The sequence below is a fragment of the Pseudomonadota bacterium genome (assembly GCA_018823135.1).
Lineage (GTDB): Bacteria > Desulfobacterota > Desulfobulbia > Desulfobulbales > CALZHT01 > JAHJJF01.
In genome coordinates this window covers 1-11,591 of the sequence record JAHJJF010000073.1, presented here as the reverse complement: position 1 = coordinate 11,591, position 11,591 = coordinate 1, and the positions used below count along the sequence as shown (strand labels likewise).

The following is an 11,591-nucleotide window of genomic DNA, read 5'->3' as shown; positions in this document are numbered from 1 at the left end:
ATTGTAATAGCCACGCAAATGACAAGGTTAATGATAAGAGTTATGAAAATCTGTTTTATTGTTTCCTTTTCCGGTTGTTCAACCACCAGGTACCATTCAAATTCTTTAATGTAGCGGATGTTTGTATGCACCACCTGGCCAACTTTTTTATAGGTGAACGAACTTTCTGACTTCAGGCCGAGCCTGTCGGTAAACAGAGAGGAATGTTCAAACTGGGAGATATTCCTGACTGTATTGTCAAAGTCTGAACCGGCAAGCTTTATTTCCCCGGACCGGTCAACAAAATAAATAGTGCGGTTGTATTTCTGCTGATAGACTTCGATCAATTTTTTGACTGCGCTGACAGTCAGGCCCACCCCCGTGGCACCAATATAATTTCCGTCATAATCAAAGACCCGATAATTGATGAAAATTGTCATTGCATCTTTGTTTGCGAGATCCGGGTCAACATTTATTTCGTAATCAGCCGTCATTTCTCTGACCCTGAAATACCATTCATCCCGCTTCTCATCCGGGGACACTTTTTTGAGTACCCCGTCAGCGTGGTAGTAATTTCTGGTTTTTTCAGAGACAAAGAAACTTGTGAAGGTGTTGTATTTTGTCTTAATTTCTTTCAGGTATTTGGTTATCTGCTGTTCCTGTATTTCGCCGCTGAGCAGCCAGTCCCGGAGAAAAGTGTCGGTTGCCATGAGGGAAGAGATGAACACCGGAGGAAGCAGGTCGCGCTGGATTTCTGAATAAATATTGTCACTGGTCAGGGGCAGTTCATTGTGTGATATTTCGGAACGCAGTGACGCCCGTGACACAAAATAACTTGCAAGACTTGTAATCAGAAAACCCGTAACCAGCAGAACGCTGATTGCCGCCACGAGTTTATTTTTTCCGCTGCTCCAAAACATTTATTAGCCTCAAGTCAGGGTTAAAACCACCGTCTCAGACGGTCAGCTTTGAGCATGTAAATACTATGAATTACAGGCACAGAGGCAGAGGGCAGAGAGTAAAATGGAACAAAGAAATACCATACGAAGAAATGATGGCACTGAATGTTTGTCAATCCAGGAGGTGCTTGTTTTTTACACTTTGTGCCTTCTGCCTCTGTGCCTCACGCTATCGACTTCAGTCGATAGCTGTTGACTTCCTCGGTTTGATGAAATCCAGATTGCCAGTTCCAATCGCCTCTTCCTGAAAAGAGACTATTGGATATTGTGCCTGTGATCAAATTAATTCGTTGTTTTTTGTGTTTTACAGGATTTGATAAAGAAAGGGCAGGGTAATGAAACTCAAGACAATGCCGATTCCAACCAGGGCTGCGGTGAGTTTAGGGGAGAGATTGGCAAGAATTGCCAAGGCCCCGGCCGAAACCATGGGCGGCATGCCGGATTCAAATATTGCCACCTGTACTGCTTCTCCGGTCAATCCCGCTGTTTTGCAGAGCAATAATGCCGTGATCGGCGCGGCAATCAATTTTATTGAGAGGCCGATGCCAAGGTGCCAGGTTGTCTCGCGATTCAGACGTAATGTCAGTTGAAAACCCACGGCTATCATGACCAATGGCACCAGGGTCGAGGCCAGGACGCTTAAAAGACTTGCCGCCATCGCGGGATACGGCAGAGCTTTAAACAGAAAGGCAAGGATCAATGCAATAAACGGCGGGAACGAAATATTTTTTTTAATTACACTGGCTATTGTCGGTTTATTCTCTCCTGATCCGTAAAGGGCCAGAATAAAGGAGCCATAGGTGGTCAATGCCAGGAAAGAACCAAGCTGGTCATAGAGGACGGCATAGGGAATTGCCTGATCGCCGAAAAAGGCCTTGACCATCGGGATTCCAAGAAACGACGTGTTCCCTAGCGGAATCAACAGGAGAAGACAACCCGTAGTCGACCGGTCCCATTTTAAGATTTTAGCCAGGAGCAGTATCGCAAAGCAGGAGAGCAGCAGCATCACCCAGGGCATCAAGGCGGGCACCAGTAAATTTTTTGAGAAGACCAGTTCAGGAATTTTAAGCAGGACAAGCGCCGGCAGCGAGATGTAAATGACAAACAGATTCAGTACCTTTCCCGTCTCTTTGGGGAAAGCAGGAATTCGTCTTATTGCCATGCCAATGACCAGGCAGGTTATTGTAACGACAAAATTTTCCATAATAATATGTTCGGTGAAATGATCAGGCAGAATGTCGCATCGGCGTTGCTGCGCTTCTCACCCCTCAGCCAGTGTTCGATTTTGCGAAGCCATTGAATGATTTTTTTCATGACGCCCTGGATTCTGGAATAGGTTGAACCCGAGTTTCTTAGGAGCAGGACAATATAAAGAATGAGTACTATTGCGCGGATTAAAATCTTTTTTCAAGAAAAAACGGTTGAAAGACGTTAACCGGCTGTTTTTTGTCAGGTCTGGCTTCCAGGTTTTTTTGCTTCCATATCCCGTTTTCAAGACAGGAAGTCATTGACCGCCACACCCCGGACAACCGGAGGCATGTCTGAGAAAAATAGCATGAACTTTGTTTCGTCTCGCTGTTCCGGTTAACACTATGTTATTATCCTTTTTATGAGGAAATTACTCTATCCATTTCTGGTAGTAATTGTTGTCGGCATCGGGTTGCTGCATTTTTTCACCCCCGGGCATCATATGTTTTTTCATGATACATACCGGCGGCTGAGTTATTTTCCCATTGTCATCGGTGCAATCTGGTTCGGGGTGCGCGGCGGATTGAGCCTTGCGGTGCTGTCGTCCATCGCCTTTATCCCGCATCTGCTGCTCTATATGGGCGGCGAATCCCTTACATACCTGAGCGAGCTTACGGAAATAGTCCTCTATCTTGCAGCCGGCCTGGTCACCGGAATGATTGCCGGACGGGCTGCGGCGCTGCGTGAAAAATACCGACTGCTCTCGGAGAAACTGGAGGGTTCCTATGCCAGACTTCATGAAGAAACCCAGTTATTGCTTGAGGTTGAGGAGCAGTTGGGTGCCAGCCAGAAGCTCTCGGCACTGGGGGAAATGGCGGCTTCCCTTGCCCATGAAATAAAGAATCCCTTGAGTTCCATAAAAGGCACGGCAGAGATTTTTATCGATGAATTCCCCGAAGGCCACCCGAAACGGGAATTTGCCGAAATTCTTCTGAAGGAGGTGTCAAGGCTCAATACCACAGTGGAAGGCGTGCTGCAGTATTCAAGGCAGCACAAAAGAGCAGAGGAAGAAACCGAAGCACTCAGCGGAGTGATGAATCAGGTGACCAAGCTTCTTGCCGGGCAGGTTAGAAAGAAATCGGTTTCCATTACAGTCCGAGGCCTTGAGCAATGTATGGATTTCCCGGTGGCAGGGGCTAAGATGTCCCAGGTTTTTTTGAATATCATCCTCAATGCCATTGATGCGGTACCGCGGGGCGGCAGGGTGGGTATTGAAATCAGCAAAGAGGAGAAGGGCGTTTCGGTGACGGTGTCCGACAATGGACCAGGTGTGCCCGAGCATCTGCGAGAGAAGATTTTCGAGCCATTTGTTTCTGAAAAGGAAGACGGTACCGGACTGGGTCTTTCAATCAGCCGGAAGATTGTCGAAGGCTATGGCGGAACAATAGCGTTATCGGCCCAAGACGGCGGCGCAAGTTTCAGGGTGTTTCTCCCTGGTTGACCTTTCAAAGTATGTTTTGGATGCTTAAGGTATTTTCAGGCCGGAAAGGTTCATCAAAATATGCTTGAATGACGATAAGTTTTATAGCGAAATCGGCAGAAGAAGAGGAAGTATCAGGGACAAATTGCCGGCGGTTCCGCTTTTGGAATTTCTGGCGGCAATGATGTATTGAAAACATCAAACTATTACTGTGAGACTTGATGATGACTTCTGGTACAAATGATCACGATAAATCAGCGCTTGCGGCTGCGTCAGAAGATATTGAAGCGGCTGAAGTCAACAAAGATGTCGCCGGATTTGAAGAAGAAATTGCCGCACTGGCTCAAAATTTTTACAGCAAGGTAAAGTACAGCGATGATGAAGTGGAGGCGGTTATGGATCTTTCCACTGAAAAGCAGGTTGAATTTAAAACCCTGGCCCTGGCGGTGGAAGAAATTCTCGTCAGGTATTTCGGTATTACACTTCTTAAAAAAGAAAGGGTCAGTATCGGCATCGGCACAACCGTCTCATTTCCTATTCCCTCTGAAAATGAATTGCCACCCCGGATTGTTTCAGTGCTGTTTCGGCCGGAGAAGCGATTGCTGTCCGTTAAAGGAAAGGCCCCTGAAGATGGCTGCGACGGTTTCACTGATCTCGCTTTTGACTGGGAGAAACGATCAGGCACAATCAGCCCCGACGGCAGTATTGACTGGAAAAAAATAAACAGCATTCCCAATATCCATAAAGGAGAACTCCTGGTAAAGATTTTTGACAAGACCGATGGCATGCCCGGGGTGACCTGTCAGGGAAAAATGCTGAAACAAAAAACCGGCAAGAGAAATTCGATCCATTGGTCAAAGAAAAATATCTTTCGGGATGAAGAACAGGAAGCCAGGGATTCAGTCGAACTCTATTCAAATTGCAATGGCGCGATAAATTACTCGTTGCGGGTGCCCAACGACCCGCGAACCCTTGACCGTATTGAAGTCTCGGAGACCCTGGTTGTGCGCGGCGACATCAATTATGAGGTGGGCAATCTCAATAGTGTTGCGAGTCTTGACATTCAAGGAAATGTCCGAGGCAATTTTTCATTGCAGTCAGACGGGTTCATTCATGTCAGCGGCGAGGTTGAAGGAAAAGCAATTGAGGCGGCCGATGTCATGGCAGAGCTGGTAACCAACGGCTGCAAAGTCACCGCATCCGGCGATTTCACCGTTTCAAGCATCAACAATGCCATTGCCACGGCAAGCACCATTCATGTCAAGAAAAACGCCAGCCTCACGGTTTTTACCGCCAGAGACATCTTTGTACTTGAAGAAAACGCTAATTGTCTGGGGATTAAAATTCATACGAAAACCGCAAAATTCAGCAAAAATAAATTTGCCGGAATGAACGAAATATCACTGGGAGAGGAATTGTTCTGTCGAGCCCGTGAGCTCACGGAATCCGTTGCTTTCCGTGAAAAAAAAGTAGACATTGTCAGCGCTGATCTGAAAAATTCAGCCACGGTTATTCTGACCCTGGCGGTCAAACTCGAAGTCGCGGTCAAGGCTGAACCGGCAGGGTCGCGAAACCGGAAAATGATCGATGCCCTGAAAGGCGCACTGGTCAAATCATTTCAGGTTGCGGCAGATATACCGGAGAATCTCGTAACATTCTGTTATGAGCTCCAGAATTCATTGGGTGAGGATAAATATAATGAATCCATCCTGAGGCGTATAGATATCCTGATTACCCATATAAACGATTATAATTCAATCCAGGGCAACCTCAAACTGGCCCGGAACGATCTATCAATAAAGGTGGAGGAATTGCAGGAGATTCGCAGGCAAATTAAAGAAGAACTCCTGATAGAATTTCACCATTTAGAACTTGGCGGGGGCAAAAGTGAGATAATGGTTCTATGCGGGGCAAGCAGATTTATGATTACTCCTGAGAATTTTTCCAAGGAGATGGTTGTCAAATACGTTCTTGCCGAAGATGAGGATGATTTCAGCGCCGGTATTTTAAAATTAATCAAGCCGGGGAATTAGCTCGTTTTTCTCGTGGTCCCGGCCTCATTCATGGTCAATGGCTTTATATTATTCAGGGCACAGATAAACTTGTCTGAGTTTTGTTAAATCAGCAAAAATACAGCAACCAAGAAACATGGTTCAATGTCCGCCAGAGGCAAACCGTTACAGCCGCATCTCCTTTGGAGTCTCGCAGGCTCACTTATCTGTCTCAGGTTGTTTGGCCTATGCATCGAGCCGAACAAACTGTTTTTCGGATCTGCAACCGTCTCGGTTTGTGAGTAGAACGGGCTGGGAATCGGACTGATTAATTCATTTTACCGCAATGGGCTGCACATTTTGTGGACTGCTTTGCCATCCTCAAAATTTCCTCATCCCGGCTCTGCTGAACTTCCGGGAATTATATGTCCGGTCGCCTCGGAGTCAATTTTGCCCTGTTCCTGAAATTTTCACGAAATCTCGTAACAAAAGTAGTTCTCCGACAGGCTGATAGAGCCTGTGGTAGGCAGGCATTCCATTTTTTTCTTCACATTCTTAACGATAAAAGTTATCATTGCGGAAAATATCTGTTAAACCTGTAAAAATATCATGGGGGGCACATGGGAATCTTTGAAAAACTTGGTTTGGAGAAAAATATATCAATTGATTGGGAAATAACCCCGGAGCTTACGTTTACCATCTTTGAAAGCTGGGGTAGCAGGGTGCGGGTACGGAGTTTGGCAGAAAGGTATTATTATTTCTATATTGATACCTGGCAGGATCCTGCAAAGGTCTGCCTTATGGAGCGCGGCATAAAATATGCCCGGGTGCTTGCGGAAATTGATGTACCCCAGGGCTTGATTGACAATTGTGTTGCCGGGCACGGGAAAACGCAAGGCCTGGATAAAAGTTACGCAGTTGACGATGCGCTGAAAAAATGGCTGATCAGCAATGTAATTGATACCGATGATGCGACAAAAGTTAAACCGGTTGTCAGTGGTCTGGAAGTTGAAGACATGGCAAGCGGCCTGCCCGGGCCGGGTTCGCCAATCCCTGAAATCGAGAAAGTATTTCTGCAATCTACCCACAGCGAGATTGACGACCAGGCAATGTCGGGAATCGTTTTAAGGCATAATTTCTTTGACAGTAAATATAATCCCCAGGGATTTTTTGAAAATTTCCTGGTGGATAACGGTGACAATCGCACGGTCACTGATCATCGTACCGGCATCATGTGGCAGCGACGCGGCGCGGACATCGCCACAATCCGTTCCATGCAAAAGACCCTTGGAGAGTGTAACCGGAAAAGTTTTGCGGGTTTCAATGACTGGCGCTTGCCCACCGTTGAAGAGGCATTGTCTCTGCTGAATCCGGACCTGAATGAAAAAGATCTGCACATACATGCCTGTTTTTCAACGGCACAACCCTTCATCTTTCTGGATGCCCAGCGTTTGCCGGGGGGCTATTGGTTTGCTGATTTCAAGCAGGGGACCGTTTACTGGGCTTCCGGATTCAATCCGGGTGGGTTTGGAAGATTCTGCCGGAATATCTGATGAACGCCTTGGAAAATTGCTTTTTTGCCCGAATCATTGTCGTGGCAGCTTTTGCGATACTCGGCTGCGTAAAAATGGCTTTGTTCCCCTCAATTACCTGAGATAATTTGATAAAAGCCGTACTCTGATTGTTACTCAACAATTTTGATGAGTGCCCTTCTTACAACTCAACAAGGTTGTTCTGGATAGCGAAGCGCGAAAGCTCGGCATTGTTCCTGAGCTTGAGTTTTTTAAGTAACCTGAACCGGTAGGTATCAACGGTCTTGATGCTGATGTTGTACACATCGGCGATTTCCCGGTTGGTCTGCCCCATGGCAAGTCGCCGTAACACCTGTATTTCCCTGTTGGAAAGTTCATCAAGCAGATTCCCGCGGTTGGAGCCTGCGCCCATGCGGACAGCAAGGGTTTCCGCTGCCTCGGCAGTGAGAAAGGTGCCGCCGGAATAAACCTTTCTGATCGCATTGACCAGCTGTTCCGGGGCCGAGCGTTTGGTGAGATACCCTTTGGCGCCGGAGCGAATTGCCCGGACAATGTACTGCTCTTCCTCATGCATGGTCAGGATAAGGATTGGCAGTTTGGGATAATAAATCAGCAACTGGTCAATGACTTCAAGTCCGTCCTGTCCAGGCATGGAGATATCTATGACTGCGACATCGGGTTTTGTCTCATGGGTTTTCTGGATTGCCTCACTGCCGTCTGAGGCCTCGGCAATGACTTTAATGTCTTCCGTCTCATCAAGCAGTCGGCGTAATCCGGCCCTGACTATGCTGTGATCATCTGCAAGAAGGATTTTGATCAATTTCTGCCCCGGGGTGATTCGTGAAATTGTGAAAGCGATCTTTTATAGAAATATCATAAAGTTATATCGATCAATCAGGAAGTTGTCAAGAAATTCAAGGGACTGGGGGATGGGGTGACAGGAGCAGCGAGTGCATTCCCTCTCGCTTGAAGTCAGGGAATCTCTGCTGCGGGGAGTTTCAATGCGTTGTACTTGTGTTCCAGGTCAATACAGTATAAAAATTTCAGCCTGGTTATAGGGAACTGGACAAATAAGCATTAATGTGGAAATACATTAGGAACTATTAATGAATTATTCGGCAAATGTTGTTGAAACCGAGAGCAATGTGAGAGGATATGGCTGAAAAAATTGATAAAATTGTTGAAAGAATGCTCCAGGAAGGATTGGGTAAGCCTGCCATATGGAGAAAACTGAAAGACAGGGAGGACCATCAGAAGGCATTATTTTATCTGAATACCTCCTCGTACCCCGCAGACCGAAAAAAAGTTCAATTCCATAATCTGGTCATCGCCGCAGTTCTGACCTTCATTACCTTTAAGAAACTGATTGTCGCTTTTTCTTTCGGAGTCCTTGATCTTTTTCTGTTTCTCTCTCTTATCGTTCCCATAGTGAATGTCTATGTCCTGCGGGAAGTCCTCCGATTCAGAAAAATCGGTTACCAGTTCCTGTTTGTCCTTTCCATTCTGGCGCTGGTACAGCCGGAAAATCATCATTGGCAGGAGGCCTCTCTTCTGTTCATACTCATCAGTATTTCAGGATATATGTATCTTACGCTTTTTCCCAAAAAGGCTGAAATCAAAGATGAAGAAGTCCGACAGAAAAACGATTCAAAATGAATGAGACCCCCAGGCGAGCCCTGCACAGACTGAATACTTGCGGGTTCTTTCATGTTGTGTGGAGATTCAGTTACGGCCTTCAATCCAAGTTCGCCTCCCGCTAATCCGTATTGAAATGCAGGTGAATACCAATGACGAAAAACAATGACGTTCATGCTGTCCCGGCAGAAGTGGTGATGGATTTTCTTAAAAAAACCATGCCGTTCAATGAGCTTGAACCTGATGAGTTAAACAGCCTCGCAAAGCAGTGCCAGATAGATTTTTATCCCAAAGGCACCAGGATTTTCCAGCAGGATGTAACCGAAGTCATGCATTTTTTCCTGATTCAGAAAGGCGGGGTCAGGATTTATCTTCAGGATGAAGGTGGCGGGATCACCTTGAAGGATTTCCGTGGTGAAGGAGAATATTTCGGAGCCTTGCCGATTATTCAGGAAACAAAAGCGAATCTTAACGTTGAAACCATTGAGGACACCTTCTGTTTTCTTTTTTCCAAAGAAGCTTTTCTCCACCTCGTACGGTCTTCGCCCAGAGTTGCTCAGTATTATCTGAAGAGTTTTTCAGAAAAACTGGTTAAGACCGCTTACCACGAACTCCGACAACGTAAGGTTGGGCCGCGGCTTGAGAGCGGGTTGTACCTTTTTAATGCCAGGGTGGGGGATATCGTCAAGGGCGTGCCCAGGGCAATCGTTTCAAGTGATTCAGTGCAGTTTGCCGCCGCCGAAATGGCCAGACATCGAATTGGTTCGTTGCTGGTAAATGATGCCAGCGGCAAACTCGCAGGTATAGTCACGGACAAGGATCTGCGCACCAAGGTAGTTGCCGTTGGACTCAAATACGAAACGCCGGTCAGCGAAATCATGACCGAGGTTGTACATAAGATTCAGTCCCATTCGGTGTGTTTCGACGCCCTGCTCAAAATGATGAGCAACCGTATCCATCATCTGGTCGTTGAAAGCAATGAAGAAATCATCGGGGTTATTACCACCCATGATATCATGGTGCTCCAGGGGACGTCGCCGATCTATATATTCAGAGAAATTGCCGCCCAGAGAGAGGCGGAAGGTCTCTATGAAATTGCCGGCCGCACCTCGCAGGTTGTCCGATCGTTGATCGAGGACGGCGCCAAGGCGAACAACATTACCAGAATGATCACCGTACTCAACGATCATATCCTTGAAAAACTTCTGAGCCGACTGGTGGTCGAGCTGGGCAATCCGCCGGTCTCTTTCTGCTGGCTGCTCATGGGAAGTGAGGGCCGCCGTGAGCAGACCTTCATGACCGATCAGGACAACGCGATCATTTACAGCAATCCTGTAAATGAAAAACAGGCTAAAGCTGCTGAGGAGTATTTCAAGGTGTTCGGCGAGAAGGCCATCGAACATCTGGTCAAATGCGGCTATCCCCGCTGCCCTGGAGATATCATGGCCTCCAATCCCAGATGGCGGCAATCCTATGCCACCTGGGAGGGGTATTTCGATCGCTGGATAATGACTCCGAATCCCGAGGAGGTCTTGAACGCCACGATATTTTTTGATTTCCGCGGCGGCTTCGGGGATCTTGAACTTGCGAATGCTCTAAGAAAACACCTGGCTGCCGAAGCCGCAAAACGGGATATTTTCCTGCTGCATCTTGCAAGAGATTGCCAGCGTACCCGTCCGCCGCTGTCCTTTTTCAAGAATCTGATTGTGGAAAAAGACGGTGAACACAAGGACCAGCTTGATTTTAAGACCAGGGGGCTGGTGCCTTTTGTGGATTTTGCCCGGCTTATGTCACTGAAACACGGGGTTCAGGAAACAAACACTCTGGTTCGCCTGCAACTCCTGCAGGAGCGTGAGGCAATGCCGCGGGAATTGTATCTGGAGATGATCGAAGCCTATGAATTTCTCATGCAATTACGCCTTGTTCACCAACTGCAGAAGCTTGAAGACGGAAAAACTCCTGATAACTACATTAACCCGAAATATCTTTCCGACCTTGAAAAAAGGACTCTGAAAGAAGCCTTTGCAGTTATTCAACGCATGCAGAATTTTATCCAGTATGAATTCAAGCTGGTGAATGCATGATCATGATAGGTCTGAAGCCGGGGGATATTGCATGTTTTTAAAAATGCTGGGCGCTAAAGAACCAAAAGAAGTGCATCCCCTCATTCGAGAGAACAACGTCTTTTTTAATACCCTTGATCAGAATATGCCTTTGAGTGATTACGAGTTTGTGGTTTTTGACACCGAACTCACCGGCATGAACCGGAAGAAAGACGAGATTATCTCCATCGGCGCGGTGCGTATCAGGGGGTTGAAGATTATTGCCGGGGAAACCTTTCATACCTTTGTCAGGCCTGACTCCCTGGAACCCCGCGACAGCACACTCATTCACCGGATTACCCCGGAGCAGCTCGAGGACGCCCCGGCAATTGCCGCGATTCTGGATAAATTCATCGAATTCTGCGGCAATGCCCTGCTCGTAGGGCATTACGTGGATCTTGACGTTGCCTTTGTCAACCGGGCGGCAAAGAGGATTCTCGGCGGGGTGATGCGCAACCCCTGCCTGGATACCATGCGTCTTTCCCAGGCCTATACCGCCATGTGCTGGGAGCAGTACCATGATCGTTTCAACCTGCAGGTCAGCTATAATCTCGCTGATCTGGTCAAAACCTACGGTCTTCCTGAGTTTTCAAAGCATGATGCCCTGGAAGACGCCTTGCAGACCGCCTATCTTTTTCTCTATCTGGTCAAGAATATTCACAAGCACGGCTATCATACCCTGAAAGAATTGTTCAGCGCCGGACGTGCCGGATTGTCGTTCTTTT

Annotated in this window: 9 protein-coding genes; 6 read left to right on the top strand and 3 right to left on the bottom strand. The window is 47.1% G+C overall.

Annotation, left to right across the window (positions count from 1 at the left end; all coding sequences use genetic code 11):
* A partial coding sequence (locus KKE17_07835; GenBank protein ID MBU1709896.1) for a cache domain-containing protein occupies positions 1-899 on the bottom strand: 899 nt, incomplete at its 3' end.
* Between the two features lie 343 nt (positions 900-1,242).
* On the bottom strand, positions 1,243-2,142 hold the full coding sequence (locus KKE17_07830; GenBank protein MBU1709895.1) for an AEC family transporter: 900 nt from the start codon (positions 2,140-2,142) through the stop codon (positions 1,243-1,245).
* Between the two features lie 405 nt (positions 2,143-2,547).
* Between KKE17_07830 and KKE17_07825 the strand changes: the two genes are divergently transcribed.
* The 3 genes from KKE17_07825 (at position 2,548) to KKE17_07815 (ending at position 7,150) form a co-directional block, all read left to right on the top strand.
* Positions 2,548-3,627 (top strand): GHKL domain-containing protein, encoded by a 1,080-nt coding sequence (locus KKE17_07825; GenBank protein MBU1709894.1) that lies wholly within the window; start codon positions 2,548-2,550, stop codon positions 3,625-3,627.
* Between the two features lie 200 nt (positions 3,628-3,827).
* Positions 3,828-5,639, top strand: a complete 1,812-nt coding sequence (locus KKE17_07820) for a FapA family protein (protein ID MBU1709893.1) — start codon at positions 3,828-3,830, stop codon at positions 5,637-5,639.
* Between the two features lie 578 nt (positions 5,640-6,217).
* On the top strand, positions 6,218-7,150 hold the full coding sequence (locus KKE17_07815) for a DUF1566 domain-containing protein (protein ID MBU1709892.1): 933 nt from the start codon (positions 6,218-6,220) through the stop codon (positions 7,148-7,150).
* Between the two features lie 160 nt (positions 7,151-7,310).
* Here KKE17_07815 and KKE17_07810 read toward each other — a convergent pair whose 3' ends face one another.
* Positions 7,311-7,949 (bottom strand): response regulator transcription factor, encoded by a 639-nt coding sequence (locus KKE17_07810; GenBank protein ID MBU1709891.1) that lies wholly within the window; start codon positions 7,947-7,949, stop codon positions 7,311-7,313.
* Between the two features lie 335 nt (positions 7,950-8,284).
* On the opposite strand from KKE17_07810, the gene KKE17_07805 reads away from it, so the two are divergent.
* The 3 genes from KKE17_07805 to KKE17_07795 form a co-directional block, all read left to right on the top strand.
* Positions 8,285-8,785 carry a hypothetical protein gene (locus KKE17_07805; GenBank protein MBU1709890.1) on the top strand — a complete coding sequence of 167 codons (501 nt, stop codon included), beginning with the start codon at positions 8,285-8,287 and terminating at the stop codon, positions 8,783-8,785.
* Between the two features lie 131 nt (positions 8,786-8,916).
* Positions 8,917-10,848, top strand: a complete 1,932-nt coding sequence (locus KKE17_07800) for a CBS domain-containing protein (GenBank protein ID MBU1709889.1) — start codon at positions 8,917-8,919, stop codon at positions 10,846-10,848.
* 31 nt (positions 10,849-10,879) lie between these two features.
* A partial coding sequence (locus KKE17_07795; GenBank protein MBU1709888.1) for a 3'-5' exonuclease occupies positions 10,880-11,591 on the top strand: 712 nt, incomplete at its 3' end.

Excerpts from the sequence above, each read along its gene's own strand:
- KKE17_07830 (MBU1709895.1), bottom strand. The coding sequence starts at position 2,142 with ATGGAAAATTTTGTCGTTACAATAACCTGCCTGGTCATTGGCATGGCA.
- KKE17_07825 (MBU1709894.1), top strand. The coding sequence starts at position 2,548 with ATGAGGAAATTACTCTATCCATTTCTGGTAGTAATTGTTGTCGGCATC.
- KKE17_07820 (MBU1709893.1), top strand. The coding sequence starts at position 3,828 with ATGATGACTTCTGGTACAAATGATCACGATAAATCAGCGCTTGCGGCT.
- KKE17_07815 (MBU1709892.1), top strand. The coding sequence starts at position 6,218 with ATGGGAATCTTTGAAAAACTTGGTTTGGAGAAAAATATATCAATTGAT.
- KKE17_07805 (MBU1709890.1), top strand. The coding sequence starts at position 8,285 with ATGGCTGAAAAAATTGATAAAATTGTTGAAAGAATGCTCCAGGAAGGA.
- KKE17_07800 (MBU1709889.1), top strand. The coding sequence starts at position 8,917 with ATGACGAAAAACAATGACGTTCATGCTGTCCCGGCAGAAGTGGTGATG.